The sequence below is a fragment of the Streptomyces sp. NBC_01506 genome (assembly GCF_045040295.1).
In the GTDB taxonomy this organism is placed as follows: domain Bacteria; phylum Actinomycetota; class Actinomycetes; order Streptomycetales; family Streptomycetaceae; genus Streptomyces.
The window spans coordinates 3548467-3568395 of the sequence record NZ_CP109422.1; the positions used below are offsets into that span (position 1 = coordinate 3548467).

Consider the following 19929-nt stretch of genomic DNA (forward strand, 5'->3'; position numbering starts at 1 on the left):
GAGCGTCTGCGAGCGACCGTGCTGCATCTGCGACTGATCGTCCCCGCCCGACTGACCGAGCAAGTCGTCCGCACGGTCGAGGAGACGGTCGGCACCACCCATCTGGTCGTCGTCCCCGGCGCCGCCCGCGACCCGGCGGGCGATCTCGTCCTGTGCGACGTCGCGCGCGAGGCGGGCGACGGGCTCATCGCCGAGCTGTGCGCCCTCGGCATCGACAAGAGCGGTTCGATCGCGGTCGAGAACATCGAGCTGTCGATGTCCAGCCACGCCGACAAGGCGGAGGACGACGCGCCGGGCGAGGGCGCGGACGCCGTGCTGTGGGACCAGTTGGCGGAGGCGACCCACGAGGAGTCCACCCTCACCGTCACCTATCTCGCCTTCCTCACCCTCGCGACGATGATCGCCGCGTGCGGTGTGGTGCTGGACAACGCGATCCTGATCGTCGGCGCGATGGCCGTGGGGCCGGAGTTCGGGCCGCTCGCCGGGATCTGTACGGCGGTGGTACGGCGCTCCGCGCGGCTCGCCCTGCGCGCACTGGTCGCGTTGCTCGTCGGATTCGCGGCGGCGATGGTGCTGACGACCGGCTTCAGCCTGCTGATGAACGTGTTCGGCCTGTTCCACGAGTCCATGCTGAAGGGGCCCCGCCCAAGCACCGCATTCATCTACGCGCCGGACCCGTTCTCGTTCGTGGTCGCGCTCCTGGCCGGCGTGGCCGGCATGCTCTCCCTGACCTCGGCGAAGTCGGGCCTGCTGGTCGGCGTCGCCATCTCGGTCACCACGGTCCCCGCCGCCGCGAACGCCGCGGTCGCTCTCGGCTACGGGGACCTCGGCCAGGTGTGGGGCTCCAGCGAACAGCTCCTGATCAACCTCGGCGGCATCGTCCTCGCGGGGACGCTGACGCTGCTGCTCCAGAAGGCCCTCTGGAGGAGGACGACGAACCTGAATCCCCGTCAGAAACCGTACTGAGCCTCCGAAACGAACCGCATCCAGGCGCCGACCGGAACGACAAGCGCGGGCCCGGCCCTGTGCTTGGAGTCGCGGATACCTACCTGGGCGGTGGCGGTGAGGTCGGCGACCTCGACGCACGCGGTGCCATTCTCCGAGCTGTACGACGACTTGAACCAGGCCGATTCGGGGGCGACGTCAGTTGCTATGCGGTGGGTCATAAGTCAGATCTCTCGTGCTAGTCGTTGTAGGAAGATCGGCGTCTCGCTCGGGGCGAGGGCGCCCGCCCGCAGAGCGTCGAACCTGCGAGTGAAGGACCAGAGGGTGGTGTCCCTGTCGCTGATGTTCGACCCGTCGGCCGCGTCGACCTGGACGACCGTCGGAAGTGGGGTCGCGAAGTCCAGCAGGTTGAAGTTGAAGCTGCTTCGATAGGTGGCCGTGCCCATGGGAAGGATCTGAACCGTCACGTTGTCCTGGCGGGCGAGCACGGTGATTTCCTCGTACTGCTCTCGCATCACGTCCGCATTGCCAACCACCCTTCGCAGCGCGGCCTCGTCCAGGATGGCCCAGAGCTCCAGCCGGTTCTCCCGTCGCGTCAGGGCCGCCTTGCGCTCCATGCGAATCTGGATGTGGCGCTCAACGAATTCGGTCGTCGTCTCCTCGACCGGTTTCGCCGCCTGGAACATCTCACGTGCGTACTGCTCGGTCTGCAACAGACCGGAGACCACGTTCGGATGCCACGTACGAATCGCACGGGCGCCGCTCTCCAGTCCGATGTACATCCCCATGCCGGATGGCAGAACGCTGCGGTATACAGACCACCATCCCCTGTTGACCGAGTCCCGGTGGACCTCCACCAGGAAATCCACGTCTTCCTCGTCGTGGACGCCGTAGCGGTCGAGCAGATCGCGCAAGTCCTGAACCTTCGGCAGACCGGTCAGCCCGTTCTCCACGCGTTGCAGCTTGGAAGAGGAGAACGTCAACCCCTCCACCGCCCGAGCAAGGGTGAATCCGGCTTTGTCGCGCAACTGCTTGAGTTCCCAGCCGAGTTGCATCCGTCGAACGGTCGGTCCCGTTGGTGCTGCCACGTGTGTGCCTCCGTACCAAGAGAGCTTGCCGCATCGCGGCGCCTGTTACGAGTCTGGCGCCTCAAGCCGCCCCTACAAAGGGTTAACCCCCTTCGATCACATATACCAATCCATGTGGGTTACCCACTCCACCTTGCCGACTCCCGGCAACACACCCCACGCTGAACCGAGTTACCGAGTGACCAAGCAATCACAAACGGTAGCCGCCCCAAGGAACTGAACCGCCGCCGGGAGCCCCCATGCCACTTCCCCAACCCAACCGCGCCCCCACACCCACCACCGGCCCCACCGCCCAAGGCCCGCGCATAAAGACCGACATGGAACCCTGCCCGGTCGTCCCGTCCTCCCTCGGGCACCCCGCCTACAGCCAGACCATGCCCTGCGCACCTGAATCGGCCCGCCGGGCGCGGCTGTTGGTGAGTGCCGCGTGCAACGCCTGGGGGCTGCCGGGGCTCGCGGACTCCGCCGCGCTCGTCGTGTCAGAGCTGGTCGGCAACTCCGTTCGGCACAGCGGCAGTTACCAGGTACGGGTGGTCGTCTCCCTGCCCGCGCGGGGACGCGTACGCGTGGCCGTCGTGGACAAGTCCCGTACCCCGCCCACACTCCGGGTCGCGGACGACAGCGAGGAGGACGGGCGCGGGCTCGCCGTGGTCGAGGCGCTGGCCGACCGGTGGGGGACCGAGATTCTGCGGTGGGGGAAGCGCGTCTGGGTCGAGCTGCGCCCGGACGAGACGGACGGCGGGCAGTGAACGGGCCCGCAGGCAACGGCCTGCCCGATCCGGCCCGGCTCACGCCCCGGCAGCAGATGGCCATCGACTGCGTACGGTGCGAACGCCGTCTCGGGGCAAGGGGCCGCGTACTCGGCGAGACGCGCCACCGGGGCTTCGTCTTCCGGCTGTGGGTCTGCGCACCCCGGTGCCCCGCCCCCGCCCCCGCCCCGGCCCCGCCCCGTACGAACACCGCGCGGTGACGCCGGACCGCCGTCGGGCGCTGCTGGACACAGCCCTGACCATCCTGACGACAGCGGCGATCCTCACATCCCTCGTCTACGGGTGCGAGTAGGACGGACCAGCCCCCTCCTCGTCCTCGTCCTCGTCCGACAGAGCTTCGGTGATCAGACGGGTGGCGAAGTCGGGGTCGTCGGCGATGCGGTTGATGTGCTCCGCGAGCAGGAGTGTGGTGGCTTCCAGAGGAGTCATCTCCTCCTTGGTCCAGTCTCCGTACTGCTTGCGCCACAGATTGGGACTCAGGCCCGTGCCCGCGGCGATGACCAGGCCGGCCATGATGGGGATCGCCTCGGGAGGGATGCTCCGGGGCATCCTGCGCATCGTGGCCACCAGACTGGGCACCACGTACTCGATGACGTCCTTGTCGTGCTCCTCGTGGGCCTTCCGCAGCCACTCCATATACACATAGATGAGCGTGCACGCGCCGTCCAGCATGTCGTCGACTCCGCTGGGCCCCAGCGACGCGGCGAACTGGTTGATCAGCTCGCGCTGTTCGGCATCGGTCTCGGTCCTGCCGTCATGGACCGCCATGAGCCGGGAGTCGATCATCATGAGCGCCGCGCCGACATCGCCGACGGGAGCGTGCTCGGGGTCGCAGGGCGATGACACAGGATTCCTCCTCCACTTGGCCACGATGGGCAACGCGGCGCATCCGTAGAGTAGTCGGCCGATGGTGCGGTGTGTGCGGGGTTGGCGATACGTACCCCGGCGGCCGGTCACCCGCCGGGCCGCCGATCACCTACCGGACCGGTCACCTACCGGGCCGGTACTTCCGCTCGACATGGCCCTTGAGGTCGTCGGGATAGAAGTAGACGGGCCGCAGGTCACCGCTCGCGTAGCGTTCGGCCTGGTCGTCGAAGTGTGGCGAGTCGGGATGTCCGCTCACCCCGCCCGCCGTCACCGCCCAGGCGCGCAGGCGCGGCCCGAACTCCACCACCGCCACGAAGCTGTTGCCGCTGGTGCCGTAGTAACGCTTCGTCCCCGGGTATGCCTTCGCGCCGAACGAGGCGAGGGAGCCCCATCGCGCCGAGGTGAAGGGCACGGGGATGCTCGGCTTGGCGTCGTTGAACTCCTGGACGATCGCACCGTCGTTGCGCTGGTAGCGGTTGATCTCGCCCCACGGCACCCGCCAGCCGCCGAAGTCCCGCCGCAGCCGCCCCGTCGCGGTCCCGAGCGCCCCGAGTCGCTGCGCGTCCGTGGCGCGGTCGGCCACGTAGTCCCATACCGACATCCCGGCTTCCGCCGCCGCCTGGGAGGTGAGCGCCCACATGTCCTCACCCCAGAACACGGCCACCGAGGTCGCGGTCGACTCCGCGGCCCACCGGTAATTCCAGTCGCGGAGCAGGCGGATCGGACCGGCCAGCTTCGCCTTCCGCCCGTCGTGCCACGACAGTTGGTCCCACGCGGCGACGAGCCCCGGCACCAGCCGCGCGAAGGCGGTGAGGTACGGATCGAACGCGGCCTCGATCAGCGTGCGCGGGGTGAAGTCGTCGCGTGCGGTCAGCACCCGGACCGCCTGCGGCCCGCGCGGATTCTCGCCGGCCCGGTCGAAGTAGCGTGGATAGTCGGCCGCGTGGGGGCTGTCGGCGCCGGCCGCGGTCCAGGGCCAGTTGTTGGTGTTGAACGCCCAGCCGTTCTTCGGGTTCACGGCCTGCGGCATATCGGCCAGGCTGTGCAGTCCACGCCAGTCGGTCGCCGGATCGCTGCCGTCGACGGGCTTGAGATGGTTGAACCGGTCGTCTCTCACCGGCATGAACTGCGGCATCAGGAAGGCGATTTCACCCTTCGAGTCCGCGAAGAGCGTGTTGTTCGAGCTGTTCGCCTTCAGTCCCGCGACCTTCAGGTACTGCGCGTAGTCCCGCGTCGTGGTGCGCAGGAAGCTCTGCTTGAGCGCGTCCACGGGCTTGTTCATCAGCGCACACGCGATCCACTTGCCGTCCGCCTCGCGCACGATCGGGCCGTGGTGGGTGGCGTACGTGGTGAAGTCGCGCTCCTCCAGCCCGCCCGTCTCGGTACGGAAGGACACAGTGATCGTCTTCGTGGTGACGGGGCGCAGCTCGTCGCCGTAGCGGTAGGAGCGGGCTCCGCCGGCCCCCGTCACGACCGTCTCGGCGAACTCGTCGATGTTGTCGACGCCGCTCGTCGTGTGCATCCAGCCCGTGTGCGCGTTGAAGCCCTGGTAGATGAAGAACTGCCCCCAGGTCGCGGCACCGTAGACGTTAAGCCCCGCACGGCTCGTCACATGCTGCTCCGCGCGGAAGAAGAAACTGGTGTGCGGGTTGATCAGCAGCAGCGCGTGGCCGTCCCGCGTGTGGCTCGGCGCGATGGCGATCCCGTTCGACCCCGTGGGTTCACGCGGCAGGAGCCCGCGCTCCTCGCCGGTCATCGGCACGTCCCGCTCGCCGTAGAAGGATTCGAGCCGGCTGAGCAGCACCGACTCGATGTCCCCGCCGATGCTGCCCTCCGAGAAGCTCAACGGCATCCACGGCTCGAACCGGTCGAGCACGCGTGGACGCACCTCGGGGTGTGTCGCGAGGTAGTAGTTGAGTCCGTCCGCCCATGCCCGCATCAACGTGCGCAGCCACGCCGGACACTTCGCGTAGTCCTTCTTCAGCGCCTCGGGGTCGAGGAACAGCCGCTGGCGCAGATCCTGCCAGATCGCGCTCTCGCCCTCGGCCTCGGCGAGACGGCCCAGAGCGACGAGGTAGTTCCGCTCGATCCGGTCGAAGTCGTCCTCCGCCTGGGCGTACATCATCCCGAACACCGCGTCGGCGTCGGTCTCGCCCGCGATGTGCGAAACACCCCAGTCGTCCCGCGTGATCGTCACCCGGGCGGCGTGTCCGCGCCGGCGGGCCTCTTCGGCCGGCGTCGACGCCGACGCCGACGCCGCGAACGCGGTGCCGGACGGCAGCCCCGCCGCGGCGACGGCGAGCCCGGCCGCTCCGCCCAGGACCCGACGACGGCTCAGCTCGGAGTTCTGCGCGTGGGCGTGGCTCATGAGTGGGGCTCCTTCTCCTGAGGGGATCAGGGGATCAGGGGATCAGGGAATTGGTGCGGCTCCAGGTGATCCGGTGCGCGACGGGGGGCTCCCCGACAGCGCACGCGAGTTCCGACGATCACCCACGCGGACAGTCCTACTCATCAAGACGCGCCCTGACAAGGCCCTGTCCCCAACTGCCCCAACTCCCCCGCCCGACTCCTCCGCCCCTCCCGTACCCCCAACTCCCCTACCCCAGCGTCGACTTCACCACGTCCGCCAGCCGCCCCGCCACCGCGCGCGCCTGCTCGATGTCGGCCGCCTCCACCATCACCCGTACCAACGGCTCCGTACCCGAGGAGCGCAGCAGCACCCGGCCCGTCGACCCGAGCTGGTGCTCGGCCTCCGACACCGCCGTCGCCAGCTCCGCCGACGTCGTGACCCGCGACTTGTCCACGTCCGGCACATTCACCAGCACCTGCGGCAGCCGCCGCATCACACCCGCCAGATCGGCCAGCGAACGCCCCGTGCTCGCCACCCGCGCCGCCAGCATCAGACCGGTCAGCGTGCCGTCGCCGGTCGTCGCGTGGTCGAGGACGATGACATGCCCGGACTGCTCGCCGCCCAGCGCGTAACCGTGCTCCTTCATCGACTCCAGTACGTAGCGGTCGCCGACCGCCGTCTGTACGAGGGTGATGCCCTCCCGCTCCATCGCGATCTTGAAGCCGAGGTTGGACATCACCGTCCCCACCACCGCGTCACCGCGCAGCGTGCCCGCCTCGCGCATCGCGAGGGCCAGCACGGCCAGGATCTGATCGCCGTCGACCTCCTCGCCCGCCGCGTCCACGGCCAGGCAGCGGTCGGCGTCGCCGTCGTGCGCGATGCCCAGGTCCGCGCCGTGCTCGACGACCGCGGCCTTCAGCAGCTCCAGATGCGTCGACCCGCAGCCGTCGTTGATGTTCAGACCGTCCGGCTCCGCGCCGATCGTGACGATCTCCGCGCCTGCCCGGGTGAACGCCTCCGGCGACACACGCGCGGCGGCGCCGTGCGCCTCGTCCAGGACGACCTTCAGCCCGTCGAGCCGGTTCGGCAGGACCGCGATGAGATGCGCGACGTACTGGTCGAACCCCTCGTCGTAGTTACGGATCCGGCCCACGCCCGCGCCGGTCGGCCGCTCCCACGGCGCACCCGTGCGGTGCTCGTCGTAGACGGTCTCGATCCGGTCCTCCAGCTCGTCGGCCAGCTTGTGACCGCCGCGCGCGAAGAACTTGACGCCGTTGTCCGGCATGGCGTTGTGGCTCGCGGAGAGCATCACGCCGAGGTCGGCACCCAGCGCCCCGGTGAGATACGCCACCGCGGGGGTGGGCAGCACACCGACGCGCAGGACGTCCACGCCCGCGCTCGCGAGACCCGCCACCACGGCGGCCTCCAGGAACTCGCCCGACGCGCGCGGATCGCGTCCGACCACCGCTGTCGCCCGATGGCCCTCGAACGTGCCCGCCTCCGCGAGTACATGTGCCGCTGCGACCGACAGGCCGAGCGTCAGCTCCGCCGTCAGATCCGCGTTGGCGATGCCGCGCACGCCGTCCGTGCCGAAGAGTCGTCCCACAGCCTGTCCCTCCGAAATGTGCTCAGAATGTGCCCCGAAGAGCTCGGAAAACGAATGACAAACGAACGCCCCGGCAGCACAGAGTGCCGCCGGGGCGAACATATGCCATACATACGCCGTACGACCGTAAGGGCCATGGCGAGATGAGGCCGAGCGAGCGTTTAGCGCTTGCTGTACTGCGGCGCCTTGCGGGCCTTCTTGAGACCGGCCTTCTTGCGCTCGACGGCGCGGTCGTCGCGGCTCAGGAAGCCGGCCTTCTTGAGCGGGGCGCGGTTGTTGTCCACGTCCGCCTCGTTGAGCGAGCGGGCCACACCGAGGCGCAGCGCGCCGGCCTGGCCGGAGACGCCGCCACCCGAGATCCGGGCGATGACGTCGTAGCGGTTGTCGAGCTCGAGCACCTTGAAGGGCTCGTTGACAGCCTGCTGGTGGACCTTGTTCGGGAAGTAGTCCTCGAGCGAACGCCCGTTGATCTTCCACTTGCCGGTGCCCGGAACGATCCGGACGCGGGCGATGGCGTTCTTACGACGGCCCAGGCCGGCGGCCGGCTGGGGGTCGCCGAAGCGGGAAGCCAGCGACTCGGAGGTGTACTCGCCCTCGACGGGGGTCTCCGACTCGAAGGTCGTCACCTCGGCGAAGGTCTCCTCCGCCTCGGGGGCGTCCACGGGGGTCTCTGCAGTGGTCTCGGCCACGATGTTCCTCAGATTTCTTTTCGTCTTAGGCGGTGGCCGGAATTACTGCGCGACCTGGGTGATCTCGAACGGAACAGGCTGCTGGGCAGCGTGCGGGTGCTGGTCGCCCGCGTAGATCTTCAGCTTCGAGAGCATCTGACGGCCCAGGGTGTTCTTGGGGATCATGCCCTTGATGGCCTTTTCCACGGCCTTCTCGGGGTTCTTCGCCAGCAGCTCGTCGTAGCGCACGGAACGCAGACCACCCGGGTAGCCGGAGTGGCGGTACGCCATCTTCTGGGTCTTCTTGTTGCCGGACAGGTGGACCTTGTCGGCGTTGATGATGACGACGAAGTCGCCCATGTCCATGTGAGGGGCGTAGATCGGCTTGTGCTTGCCCCGGAGGAGGTTCGCTGCCGTAGTCGCCAGACGGCCCAGGACGATGTCCTGCGCGTCGATGATGTGCCACTGGCGCGTGACATCGCCGGGCTTGGGGCTGTACGTACGCACGGTCGTAGCCTTCGCTTCTTCAGTGAGTGAGTCCTGACAAGGCCACCCGGACGATCACGACAGCCCTGGCAGACATACGGGGACGCAACCCGTGCCTGCCGCTGGATCATCGGCCCGGTGGACCGGCGTAAGGGCCTCTCACGTGAGAATGAACAAGCCAATACGCATAACGAACCAGAAGGATACCCAGGGTGCGCCGTACGGGTCAAAACGAGGCCCTGCCTCTGAAGCCCCTCCGGCGTCACCCCCGGCCTCGCCGGCGTCACCCCAAGCCCCGCCGGCGTTTGAGGCGCGGGGCCCCTCCGGCGTCACCCCCAGCCCCGCCGACGCCACCCCAAGCCCCGCCGGCGTTTGAGGCGCGGGGTCCGGGGCGGAGCCCCGAAACCCAGCCCGCCCGGCGTTTGAGGGCACGGCCGAAGGCCGTACGGGGTCCGGGGCGCAGCCCCGGTTTCGGGAAGGGGCGGGTAGGGGAACCGCCCCGCGCAGCGGCCCCGCACCGGCACCGGCACCGGCACCGGCACCGGCACAACCCACCCGCGTGAGCCCTACCGCGCACGCACCACCCGCCGCTCGTCCCACACCGGCTCCGCCGACTCCCGCACCACCCCGTCCGACCCGAACACCAGATACCGGTCGAAGGTCTTGGCGAACCAGCGGTCGTGCGTCACCGCCAGCACCGTCCCGTCGTACGCCTCCAGCCCGTCCTGGAGGGCCTCCGCCGACTCCAGGTCCAGGTTGTCCGTCGGCTCGTCCAGCAGCAGCGCCGTCGTGCCGCGCAGCTCCAGCAGCAGGATCTGGAAGCGCGCCTGCTGCCCGCCCGACAGCTTGTCGAACGGCTGGTCCCCCTGCCGCTCCAGCTCGTAGCGCCGCAGCACGCTCATCGCGCCGCCCCGGTCCTTCGCGTGCTCGGTCCACAGGATGTCGACCAGCGGGCGCCCCAGCAGCTCCGGATGCGCGTGCGTCTGCGCGAAGTGGCCGGGCACGACCCGCGCGCCCAGCTTCCACGCCCCCGTGTGCGCGACGGACGGATCGCCCGCGAGCAGCCGCAGGAAGTGGGACTTGCCCGAGCCGTTCGACCCGAGGACGGCGACCCGCTCCCCGTAGTAGATCTCCAGCGAGAACGGCTTCATCAGCCCGGTCAGCTCGAGCCCGGCGCAGGTCACCGCCCGTACCCCGGTCCGCCCGCCCTTGAGCCGCATCCGGATGTCCTGCTCGCGCGGCGGCTCCTGCGGCGGTCCCGCGTCCTCGAACTTGCGCAGCCGGGTCTGGGCGGCCCGGTAGCGCGAGGCCATGCCGTCGTTGTATTTGGCCTTCTGCCCCAGGGACCGGACCAGGTCCTTCAGCTTGACGTGCTGCTCCTCCCAGCGGCGCAGCAGCTCCTCGAAGCGCGCGAAGCGCTCGCGCCTCGCCTCGTGGTACGTACCGAAGCCGCCGCCGTGCACCCATACGTCCGACCCGGCCGGGCTCGGCTCCACGCTCACGATCCGCTGCGCGGTGCGCGCCAGCAGCTCCCGGTCGTGGGAGACGAACAGCACGGTCTTACGGGTCTCCTTGAGCCGGTCCTCCAGCCACCGCTTGCCCGGCACGTCCAGATAGTTGTCCGGCTCGTCGAGCAGCAGGACCTCGTCGGGCCCGCGCAGCAGCGCCTCCAGCACGAGCCGTTTCTGCTCGCCGCCGCTCAGCGTCTTCAGCGCGCGCCACTGGGCCTTGTCGTACGGGACGCCGAGCGCCGCGACCGTACACACGTCCCACAGGGTCTCGGCCTCGTACCCGCGCGCCTCCGCCCAGTCGCTCAGCGCCTGCGCGTATGCCATCTGCGCGGCCTCGTCGTCGCGCTCCATGATCGCGTTCTCGGCGGCGTCCACGGCCCGCGCCGCGTCCCTGATCCGCGGCTGGGCGACGGAGACCAGCAGGTCACGTACGGTGCGTTCGTCCCGTACGGAGCCGACGAACTGCTCCATGACACCGAGGCCGCCGGAGACGGTGACCGTCCCGCCGTGCGGCTGGAGGTCCCCCGCCATCAGCCGCAGCAGTGTCGTCTTGCCCGCGCCGTTGGCTCCCACGAGCGCCACGACGGCGCCCTCGCCCACCCGGAACGAGGCATCACCGAGCAGTACCCGTCCGTCCGGTAGGTAGTACTCCAGGTGTGCGGCCTCCAGATGTCCCATGCTTCGCATTGTCAGGGTCAAGGCCCCGCTGTCCCAACCGATTTCCACCACCGTCCCCCGACCGGATCGTGTTGTCGTCCGTCTAAACTCCCGCCATGAGCTTTGGTCAAGGGGGGCCTTACGGGCCACCGCCACAGGACCCGTACGGATCGCGGGACCCGCAGGGGCAGACACCGGACTGGGCCGCGCTCGCCGACGCCTCGGCACAGCGGGCCCGGCGCAGGCGGTGGACGCTGATAGGCGGCGGGGTGCTCGCGACCGCCGCCGTCGCGGCGATCGTCGCGACGGCCGTCGTGTCCATGAACGGCGACGGCGGTGACCGGGCGAACGACAAGAACTCGAGCGAGCTGCCCGCGCCGCCCGATCTGCCCAGCGAGAGCGCCGACCCCGAGCCGTCCTTCTCCGACGCCGATCCGCTGCCGCCGCCGGACCCGAAAGACTTCATCTCTTCCGAGGACAAGGACAAGTTGCCGCTCGGCGCCGACACCCTGTTCCCGGGCGCCAAGCTGACGATGGGCGACCGCGACTACGCCAAGGGCCCGACGAGCAGCACCACGAACTGCGCGGGCGCCACCCAGGGCAACCTCGGCTCGATCCTCGCCGCCAACACCTGCGACCAGGTCATCCGCGCCACATACACGCGCGGCGGTACGGCGGTGACCATCGGTGTCGCCGTCTTCGCCACCGAGGCGCAGGCACTGAAGGTGAAGGGCACGAAGGCGAGCGGCGGTCTGGCCTCGCTCTCCGGGGCGGGCGTCGCGACGTTCTGCCGGGACGGCGTGATCTGCCGCAAGACCACCAACTCGTACGGCAGGTATGTGTACTTCACCGTCGGCGGCTTCATCAACGGCAAGGATGTCGTGAACTCCGACAAGGACGTCTACACCACGGGTGACGACGTCGCGGAGTTCGCCTTCCTCCAGATCCGCCGGCGCGGTGAGGCGCAGGCGTCGGCGGCGGCCACCGCACCCGTCGATCAGTGACCCGGTGATCGGTATCCCGGTGCGCCGCCGGGGATGGATCGCCTTGTGCGCCGCGGCCTCGGCGGTCGCCGTACTCGTCACGCTGCTGCTGACGAACGGCGACAGCCGGCGCCCGGAGCCGAGGCCGACGCTCGTGGACGCGGAGCTGCGGACCCGGGACCCGCAGGCCACGCCCGAGGCCCGGCGGGTGTACTCGATGCTGGCCGGGCTGGAGAACGACGCGCGCCGGGGCAAGCCGTCCGGCACGGTCATCGGCCAGCACGTCGAGTTGCAGAACGAGCGGTACAACGCCGAGTACGGCGACTACCGGGGCACCAAGCAGCCCGGCTACTACTACGGCAAGGTGCGCGACATCACCGGCCGGCTGCCGGGCTTCACCGAGGTGGATCTGGGGCCCGGTTACGGCGCCCGGGGATGGGGCGTGGGAGAGCCCCGCTGGTACTCGGACGAGAAGTGGCCGACCTGCGCCGCGCGCTGGGGCTCCGCCGACGACGCGGTGGATCTGGCGGTCGGTGTGTGGGCCGGCCTGCCGCGTACGCCCGACGGGTCGTACAACGCCTCGGGCACCCGCGAGGACTGCGCGTCCGGCACGGATGTCTCGCTGCCGCCCAACGGCGGCGGACCGGCGGGGCTGGTCGGGGTCTCCTTCCACCAGCCGTATCCGGGCAGCGCGACCAAGGGGTACGAGCAGACGCTGTGCCGCAACGCGCCGGCGGCCGGCGATCCGGGCTGGTTCGGCCGGGTGATCACGCCCGGAACCGGTGAGCACAAGGCGCTGCTGCGGGATCTCGGCTATCTCGCGGACCATCTGCACTATCTCGCCGACCGGGGAGTGCCGGTCCTGCTGCGGCCCTACCACGAGATGAACGCCGCGAGCTGCGACGGCGGTTTCTGGTGGGCGGCCCAGAAGCCCGCCGCCTACCGGGCCCTGTGGCGGATCACGTACGACTATCTGGTCGACACCCGCGCCCTGCACAACCTGATCTTCGTCTGGTCCCCGCACTCCTACGACGGCAAGGGCGCGGTCGAGCCCGGCGACTACTACCCCGGCAGCCGTTACGTGGACGTGGTGGGGATCGACGACTACAGCGGCCCTCCCGGCCCCACCGGCCGCGACGAGCCGTGGACCGCCGTCTGGTACCGGGGACTTGAGCGGTACGCGAAGCCGCGCGTCATGGCCGAGTCCTTCTCCGTACCGATCGGCGCCGACCGGCCCACCACCCTGACGGACACTCCGTGGGTGCTGTGGACCCTCTGGGGCCAGGCGCTGACGTACGACAACATCACGGCCCCCGAGGGCAAGAACACGACGGCCGATGTGAAGCGGACGTACGGCTCCGAGCAGGTGTTCACCGGGGGCGGCGCGGCGCAGGGCGCCCGGTTCGACTGGGGTTCGCTGCACCGCCGGTGATCGACGTGAACAACACACGATGGTCACCGATCGAACACATTTCAGCTTCGAAGGGTTATTCGTTCGGTCAAATGTGAAAATGTATGTGCTTTGTGTGGCGGAACTGGCGCTGGGGGGTGCCTGTTCGGTCGGCATGTCACCGAAGGCGTTGGGGGGGACCCGGGCCGGACGGGACCGGGACGGCGCGATGACGTCTGCCCGCTCACGCCCGGTCGTACCGCTCGACGCTCGGTCCCACTCAACGGAGGCTGAGCCGTCATGGCATCGACGTATGTCGGCGGGGGGGCGCCCCATTCCCGTCTGAACACCAAACTCCAGCAGCGAACCGAGGAATGGAAGCCCGGTCTCCTGCCCTTCCTGGTGCCGTTCGTGCTGCTGCTCGTCTTCGGGCTGTGGTCGTTCAAGCCGAGCACCTCACCCCTGAGCTGGGCCCTCACCATCGTGTGGTCGCTGCCGGTGGTGGGCGTGATGGTGGGCATCCAGGGCGCCTGGCTGATTCGCCGCCGGGTGAGGCGCAGAGCCACGATGGTCCCGCCCGCCCCGGTCGAGGAGGACTTCCTGATCGTCCTCGTGCCGACCATCGGGCGGCACGACACGTATCCGGCGCTGGAGCGGTCCGTCCTGTCGTACGTGGAGCACCTTCCCGCACTCTTCCCGTACATGCGGGTCGATGTCCTCACCGAGGAGGGCTGCGAAGCCACAGAAACGATCCGCCAACTCAGCGAGTCCCACCCCCTGATCAGGGTGGTGACCGTGCCCAAGGCGTACGTGACGCCCAACGGCACCCGCTTCAAGGCCCGCGCCAACCACTACTCCCACGAGCTGCGGATCGAGGAGGGGGAAGCCCTCGACCATGTCTGGGTCCTGCACATGGACGACGACACCGGGGTCGGCCCCGACACCGCGTCGGCGCTCGCGCAGTTCATCAACCGCCAGCGCAGGGCGGCGCCGGAGCAGCAGAAGCACATGGCGCAGGGCATCCTGACCTATCCCCGCGAGAACGCGGTGAACCTGTTCACCTGGCTCGCCGACGCCGTCCGCCCCGCGGACGACATCGCGCGCTTCCGCGCCCTGACCGGACTCGGCACCCCGGCCGCCGGCGTACACGGCGAACTGCTCGTGCTGCGCGCCTCGATCGAGGCCACGATCGGCTGGGACTTCGGGCCCAAGGCGATCGTGGAGGACGCCCAACTGGCCCTCAACTTCTGCCGTCTCTACCCCGGGCGCAGCGACTGGTTCAACGGGCGCTGCTACGGCGCCTCCCCGGCCACCGCCAGGGACTTCGTCAAACAGCGCGACCGGTGGGCCTGGGGCCTGGTGGCGCTGTGCTTCAACCGCACCATCCCGCTGCGCTACCGCTGGTTCCTCTCGGTCTGTGTGGCGACCTGGATTCTCGGCCCGATCCAGCACATCGTGGCCGTCCTGTGCATCGGCCTGCTCGTGGGCGATCTCAACACCTCCCCGATCACCCAGTCCGTCACCGTGCTGTGGGCCCTGAACTTCGCGTATGTGATCTGGACCTACTGGGAGGGGCTGCGTCTCAACGCGATCGCGTCGGCCAACGGGCGGCGCAAGTGGTGGGAGCCGATCGTCGTGGTCGGGCTCATACCGGTCTTCTCCGTACTGGAGGGGGTCGGCGGCTTCAAGGGGTTCCTGAAGTTCCTCCGCCGCGAGGAGAACAAGTTCGTCGTGATCGCCAAGCCCGCCTGACGACCCGCCAGACGTCCCGCCGGACGCCCGTACTGACGCCCGTACTGACGCCCCGCCAGACGTCCCGACCGACGCACGGAAGCAACCCTGATCCTGATGAAACGCTCACGCCTGCCGATGCTGGCCCTGTTCCCCCTGTCCGTACTCGCCGTCGTCGTCGGTACGCCGCTGTTCCTCGGCGACCACCCGGTGCGCTGGGAGTCCGGCTCGGCACTGCCCGAGATCGTCTTCGGCTCGGACGCGGACACCGACACCGACGCCCCGGGCCCGAAGACGCCCGGCGCCCCCGGCGATGTCGCCGGCGGCTCGTCCGACCAGGGCGGCACACCTGCCGACCAGGTCGCCAAGGCCAAGGTCTGGAAGCCGGGGATGCCCCAGTGGGGCGTACAGATCTACTGGGAGGACGACCCGAAGGACGAGTCCGACTCGTTCATCGAGAAGCAGGCGCACAAGCAGGCGAAGTACCTGATCGGGCTCGGCGCCAACTCGGTGTCGCTCTCCTTCCCCTTCTACACCGCGGGCCCGACGTCCAACACGCTCAAGGACGGCCCCAAAACGCCGTCGCCGCAGCGCGTGGAGCGGGTTTTGAAGGTGTTCCAGGAGGCGGGACTGCGGGTGACGGTGCGGCCCCTGATGGACGAGAAGTCCCTCAAGCCGCCCACGGGCTGGCGCGGCAGCATCGAACCCGCGTCCCGGTCGGCCTGGTTCGCCTCGTACGAGGACTTCCTGGCCCCGTATCTGAAGATCGCCGAGAAGCGGAAGGCGACGACCTTCGTGATCGGCACCGAACTCAACTCCATGGAGGGCGACGCCGGTTGGACGTCCCTGGTCGCCTCCGCCGAGAAGAAGTTCTCCGGCGAGATCGCGTACGACGCCAACTGGGACAACTACGTGCGCGGCCGGATCGACATGCCCGTCAGCCATCTCGGCGTGGACGCCTACTTCCCCGTCAAGGTGCCGGACAACGCGTCGGTCGACACACTCGTGGACGGCTGGAACACCTGGCTGGACAAGAAGTCCACCGGGGCTCTCCCCAAGATCGTGATCGCCGAGGCCGGTATCGGCGCCATGGACGGCGCCTACCACGCCCCCGGCGACTTCTACACCAAGGACACCGTCAACCTCAAGGTCCAGCCCAACTGGTACAACGCGGTCTGCCGCGTCGTCGAGCAACGGCGCATGGGCGGCGTCTATTGGTGGTCCATCCACTTCCAGGACGACCCCAGCACGGCCCCCGACGACAAGACGGCCTCCCGGCTCGACTTCGCCGGACGCCCGGCCTCCGAGAAGGCCATCAAGGCGTGCTTCACCTCCGACTACGCGGGGCCCGGCAAAGCCGCCGGCCAACGTTGAGGAGCCTGTCTCCCGCACGCACGACCCCACACACCACCCCACCACCACCCCACACCGCGTTCCCATCCCCCCATCCCCACACACGCTGTGCCACCGAGGTGATCCCCCCACACCCGACCACTCGTTACGCGACACAAGGCAGGCCACATCACATGACTGAGGCGATTCTTCTCGTCGGCGGCCAGGGGAGCCGGCTACGGCCGCTGACCAGCCATACCCCCAAACCGCTGCTCCACGTGGCCGGCGTGCCGTTCCTGGCCCACCAACTCGCCCGCGCCGCACAGGCCGGGGTCACCCGGGTCGTCTTCGCGACCTCGTACCTGGCCGAACTCTTCGAGCCGTACTTCGGCGACGGCGAGCGCTTCGGCCTGCACCTGGAGTACGTGACCGAGGAGAAGCCGCTGGGCACCGGCGGAGCGATCCGCAACGCGGCGCGCCGACTGCGCGGCGGACCCGACGAACCGGTGCTGGTCTTCAACGGGGACATCCTCTCGGGGCTGGACATCGCCGCCCTGCGCGAGGGCCACCGCGCCTCGGGGGCCGCGGTCACCCTGCATCTGACGCGGGTGCCCGATCCGCGGGCCTTCGGCCTCGTCCCGACCGACGACGACGGCCGGGTGGTGGCTTTCCTGGAGAAGCCAGAGTCCCCCGACCAACTCGTCACCGACCAGATCAACGCGGGCTGCTACGTCTTCACGCGCTCCGCCATCGACCGCATCCCGGACGGCCGGGTGGTCTCCGTGGAGCGTGAAACCTTCCCGGACCTGCTCGCCTCCGGAGAGTTCGTCCGTGGCGTGGTCGACGACACCTACTGGCTCGACCTGGGCACGCCGGCGGCGTTCGTGAAGGGCTCCGCCGATCTTGTACGGGGCGTCGTCCCCTCCCCCGCCCTGCCGGGTCCGGTCGGCGAAGCCCTGGTGCTCGACGGCGCCGAGGTGCACCCGGACGCCGTGCTCGGTGAAGGCACCGTCGTCGGCGAGGGCGCCCACATCGCGGCGGGTGCGGTGGTCACGGGCAGTGTCGTGCTGTCGGCGGCCCGTATCGCCGCCGGCGCCTTGGTCCACCGCAGTGTGATCGGCCGGCACTCCGTGGTCGGTGCGGATTGTGTGCTCGACGCCGTGGTCGTCGGGGACGGCGCCGTGATCGGCGCGGGCAACGAACTGCCTTCCGGCCTGCGGATCGGCTGTGGCGCGACGCTGGCCGCCGAGGCCGTCAGAACATCCGCGGCACAGATTCCGTGCACCGCGCAGTCTCTCGCCGCCTCTGGAGTACCGCATGCATCGCCAGCCGCCCGCTGACCAGCCCGACCCGTACGGCTACGGCCAACAACCGCCGTACGGGCCGCCCCCTGGTCAGGCACCGCCCTACGGTCAGGGACCGCCGCCCCCGCAGCAGTACGTGAACGAGCAGTACGGGCAGCACCCGGTCACCGTGTACAACCCCCAGGGGTATCCCCAGGGGTACGTGCCCACGCACCCCTGGCAGGAGGAGGAGCTGGAGCCCGAGCCCGTCCCGCAGCAGTGGACGGAGCCGGAACCGGCACCCGAGCCCGAGCCCGAGCCCGCCCCGGCACCCGAGCCCACCCCCGCACCCCCGGTGAAGACGCGCTTCGCGGCGGTGGACGGTCTGCGCGGGATCGCGATCCTGTCCGTGCTGCTCTACCACACCAACTGGTTCAGCAACGGCCTGTTCGGCGTGGACGCGTTCTTCGTCCTGTCCGGCTTCCTCACCACCCTGATCCTGATCCGCGAGGTCGAACGCACCGGCCGCATCCGCCTCGGCCGGTTCTACGCGCGCCGATTCAAGCGGCTGTTCCCCGGCCTGATGATCACGCTCGCCGTCGTGGTGGCCATCTCCTACCTCACCAGCTCGCTCAAGGAGGCCACCGAACTCTCCCGGCAGGCCCTCGGCTCCCTGCTCCAGATAGCCAACTGGGACCAGATCGCGCGCGGTGACGCCTACTGGGACCAGTTCGGCGCGATCCGCCCGCTGTCCGCCATGTGGTCGCTCAGCATCACCGAGCAGTTCTACGTGGTGTGGCCGCTGGTCCTGATCGTGGCCTTCGCCGTCTTCCGGCGCCGCGTACTGCCGGTCGCCGTACTCACCGTGCTGCTGTTCGCGGGCTCCGCGCTGGTCGCGCCCGCCCTGTGGGACGGCGAGAACACCGACTTCCTCTACCTCGCCACCCACACCCGCGCGGTGGCCTTCATGGCCGGAGCCGCGGCGGCCTTCGTCGTCCTGCTCGTCCAGCGCCGTACGGCGAAGGCCGCCGCGGGCCGGAGCCGGGGCAGGGACCAGGACCAGGACCAGGACAGAGGCCGGGGCAAGGCCGGAAACGGCTTCGCGATCACGCTCGCGTCCGTGGTCCAGATCCTCGCGCTGGCCGCCATCCTCTACCTCAGCGTCAAGGTCAGCACGTACCACGAGCCATGGCTGTACGAGGGCGGGCTGGCCGTCATCGCGCTGCTGGTGGCCGTCCTGGCGGCGGTGCTGTGCACGGACCGCGGCCCGCTCGCCAGGCTGCTCTCGTTCAAGCCCCTGATGGAGATCGGCCAGATCTCCTACAGCATGTATCTGCTCCATCTGCCGGTGTACTGGCTGCTGTTGATGGCCTGGCCCGACATGCGGCCCTACGCGCTGTTCATCCTCGGCACCGGGCTCACCTGGCTGCTGTCGATGATCATGCACTACACCACCGAGCAGTACCGCATACGCGACTGGCGCCCGGCCCGCGCCGTACCGCTGTTCACCGTCGGCTTCCTGATCATCGGCACCGGCGCGTACTACCTGCCCACCTACGTGGCGGACAACATGCGCCCGGACGGCAAACCGCTGGTGCTCACCCTCGGCGACTCGCTGGCGGAGGACATCGCGACGGGCCTGGGCCAGCACGGCAACCAGTACGCCGTGGTGGACGGCGGCCAGCGCGGCTGCGGTGTCATGTCCCCCGAACGCGTCCGGGACCGCAACGACAAGGTCTTCGACAACTGGGACGGGTGCCGCGCCTGGAAGTCGTACTGGAAGGACCAGCTCGCCAACACCAAGCCCGACGTGGCGGTCCTCCATGTGGCGTGGGACGCGGCCGAGCAGCAGATCGACGGGAAGTGGCTGACTGCCTGCGACCCCGCCTACCGCAAGCGCTACACCGAGCAACTGACGGCGGCCGTCGACATCATCACCAGCCAGGCGCCGGACGCCCGGATCCTGCTGATGAACGAGCGCGGCTACAACGGCGTCATCACCTCGGACTGGGGCGAGTGCTACAACACGGCCGTCCGGGAGTTCACCGAGAAGTCGTCCGACAAGGTCCGGCTGATGGACTTCGACGGTCTGCTCTGCGACACCACCAAGTGCCAGGACAAGACGCCTTCCGGCGAGCGCCTGTACCCGCGCGGCGACGATGTGCACTTCACCGACGCCGGCCTCGCCTACGTCACTCCGTGGCTGGAGAAGGAGATCAAGGGCGCGCTGGAATAGCGGGCGCCCGGCCCGGCTCACCCAGT

17 protein-coding genes are annotated in these 19929 nt (G+C 69.4%); 9 read left to right on the forward strand and 8 right to left on the reverse strand.

Going from position 1 to position 19929, the window contains the following annotated elements; translation table 11 throughout:
• Positions 1–18: 18 nt before the first annotated feature.
• Positions 19–966, forward strand: a complete 948-nt coding sequence (locus OG329_RS15355; protein ID WP_405795684.1) for a DUF389 domain-containing protein — start codon at positions 19–21, stop codon at positions 964–966.
• On the opposite strand, the gene OG329_RS15360 is transcribed toward OG329_RS15355, so the two are convergent.
• Together OG329_RS15360 and OG329_RS15365 are read right to left on the reverse strand one after the other, a co-directional pair.
• Positions 951–1166 carry a DUF397 domain-containing protein gene (locus OG329_RS15360; RefSeq protein WP_405795685.1) on the reverse strand — a complete coding sequence of 72 codons (216 nt, stop codon included), beginning with the start codon at positions 1164–1166 and terminating at the stop codon, positions 951–953. The two genes, OG329_RS15355 and OG329_RS15360, sit on opposite strands and share 16 nt — an antisense overlap.
• Before the next feature lie 3 nt (positions 1167–1169).
• On the reverse strand, positions 1170–2000 hold the full coding sequence (locus tag OG329_RS15365) for a helix-turn-helix domain-containing protein (protein ID WP_405795687.1): 831 nt from the start codon (positions 1998–2000) through the stop codon (positions 1170–1172).
• Positions 2001–2272: 272 nt separating this feature from the next.
• On the opposite strand from OG329_RS15365, the gene OG329_RS15370 reads away from it, so the two are divergent.
• On the forward strand, positions 2273–2782 hold the full coding sequence (locus OG329_RS15370; RefSeq protein WP_405795689.1) for an ATP-binding protein: 510 nt from the start codon (positions 2273–2275) through the stop codon (positions 2780–2782).
• Positions 2779–3003: a hypothetical protein gene (locus OG329_RS15375; RefSeq protein ID WP_405795691.1), complete on the forward strand. Its 225-nt coding sequence runs from the start codon at positions 2779–2781 to the stop codon at positions 3001–3003. The genes OG329_RS15370 and OG329_RS15375 overlap by 4 nt, the downstream gene beginning before the upstream one ends.
• A gap of 76 nt (positions 3004–3079) precedes the next feature.
• Here the strand turns inward: OG329_RS15375 and OG329_RS15380 are convergent, their stop codons facing one another.
• From OG329_RS15380 to OG329_RS15405, 6 genes are all read right to left on the reverse strand, one after another.
• The gene (locus OG329_RS15380) at positions 3080–3649 is read right to left on the reverse strand and encodes a hypothetical protein (protein WP_405795692.1); all 570 of its coding nucleotides are present in this window, start codon (positions 3647–3649) and stop codon (positions 3080–3082) included.
• Positions 3650–3791: 142 nt separating this feature from the next.
• Complete coding sequence (locus OG329_RS15385) at positions 3792–6038, reverse strand: penicillin acylase family protein (protein ID WP_405795693.1); 2247 nt, start codon at positions 6036–6038, stop codon at positions 3792–3794.
• A 229-nt stretch (positions 6039–6267) separates the two neighbouring features.
• A complete protein-coding gene (gene glmM, locus OG329_RS15390) occupies positions 6268–7626 on the reverse strand; it encodes a phosphoglucosamine mutase (RefSeq protein WP_405795694.1) in 1359 nt (452 codons plus the stop codon).
• 161 nt (positions 7627–7787) lie between these two features.
• The gene (gene rpsI / locus OG329_RS15395; RefSeq protein ID WP_385791580.1) at positions 7788–8315 is read right to left on the reverse strand and encodes a 30S ribosomal protein S9; all 528 of its coding nucleotides are present in this window, start codon (positions 8313–8315) and stop codon (positions 7788–7790) included.
• Between the two features lie 42 nt (positions 8316–8357).
• Complete coding sequence (rplM, locus tag OG329_RS15400) at positions 8358–8801, reverse strand: 50S ribosomal protein L13 (RefSeq protein ID WP_405795695.1); 444 nt, start codon at positions 8799–8801, stop codon at positions 8358–8360.
• Positions 8802–9346: 545 nt separating this feature from the next.
• Positions 9347–10969, reverse strand: coding sequence for an ABC-F family ATP-binding cassette domain-containing protein (locus OG329_RS15405; RefSeq protein ID WP_405795696.1), 1623 nt, complete (start codon positions 10967–10969; stop codon positions 9347–9349).
• 95 nt (positions 10970–11064) lie between these two features.
• Here OG329_RS15405 and OG329_RS15410 point away from each other — a divergent pair, with 95 nt between their 5' ends.
• The 6 genes from OG329_RS15410 to OG329_RS15435 all read left to right on the forward strand — a co-directional run bounded on the left by OG329_RS15410 (position 11065) and on the right by OG329_RS15435 (position 19903).
• Positions 11065–11952, forward strand: coding sequence for a hypothetical protein (locus OG329_RS15410; RefSeq protein ID WP_405795698.1), 888 nt, complete (start codon positions 11065–11067; stop codon positions 11950–11952).
• A 4-nt stretch (positions 11953–11956) separates the two neighbouring features.
• Positions 11957–13363 carry a glycoside hydrolase family 26 protein gene (locus tag OG329_RS15415; protein ID WP_405795699.1) on the forward strand — a complete coding sequence of 469 codons (1407 nt, stop codon included), beginning with the start codon at positions 11957–11959 and terminating at the stop codon, positions 13361–13363.
• A 258-nt stretch (positions 13364–13621) separates the two neighbouring features.
• Complete coding sequence (locus tag OG329_RS15420; RefSeq protein WP_405795700.1) at positions 13622–15073, forward strand: glycosyltransferase family 2 protein; 1452 nt, start codon at positions 13622–13624, stop codon at positions 15071–15073.
• Positions 15074–15169: 96 nt separating this feature from the next.
• Positions 15170–16426 (forward strand): glycoside hydrolase family 113, encoded by a 1257-nt coding sequence (locus OG329_RS15425; RefSeq protein ID WP_405795702.1) that lies wholly within the window; start codon positions 15170–15172, stop codon positions 16424–16426.
• 152 nt (positions 16427–16578) lie between these two features.
• Positions 16579–17724: a sugar phosphate nucleotidyltransferase gene (locus OG329_RS15430; protein ID WP_405795704.1), complete on the forward strand. Its 1146-nt coding sequence runs from the start codon at positions 16579–16581 to the stop codon at positions 17722–17724.
• Positions 17702–19903 (forward strand): acyltransferase family protein, encoded by a 2202-nt coding sequence (locus tag OG329_RS15435; RefSeq protein ID WP_405795706.1) that lies wholly within the window; start codon positions 17702–17704, stop codon positions 19901–19903. The genes OG329_RS15430 and OG329_RS15435 overlap by 23 nt, the downstream gene beginning before the upstream one ends.
• Positions 19904–19929 lie beyond the last annotated feature (26 nt).